The sequence below is a fragment of the Tamlana crocina genome (assembly GCF_012037625.1).
In genome coordinates, this window is sequence record NZ_JAAVJS010000494.1 from 1 (window position 1) to 360 (window position 360).

The following is a 360-nucleotide window of genomic DNA, read 5'->3' on the forward strand; positions in this document are numbered from 1 at the left end:
TCCCGGTTGGTTCCGGACACAATAATTCCTTCACTTTCCATCGGAAAACCCTCATCGATATGTTTATCGATCACTTCAAATTCGCTGTTGGTGATCACCCAAAAAGATCTGGTTTCACCATCTGAAGTTTTTCTGGCTATAATATACTGGTGCCATTCCTCTTTTCCGGAGTTAAAGGTGAGCTCAATTAAAATCTCCTTTTGAAAATTTTCAATTTCGAAGTTCACCGGATTATGGGCATTTAATGTACCGATAGAAACTGTTCTAACCTTTGGAGTTGAATTCCCTGTTTCATCGGGATCGTTAATTGTGAGTTTCCTTTTTATTTCCAGATTTTCTATTTCCTCTCTGCCATTCAAG

At 38.6% G+C, this 360-nt stretch carries 1 protein-coding gene; it reads right to left on the minus strand.

Annotation, left to right across the window (positions count from 1 at the left end):
• Positions 1 to 360, minus strand: a 360-nt coding sequence (locus tag HC176_RS17755) for a hypothetical protein (protein ID WP_167920333.1), incomplete at both ends; no start/stop codon positions are given.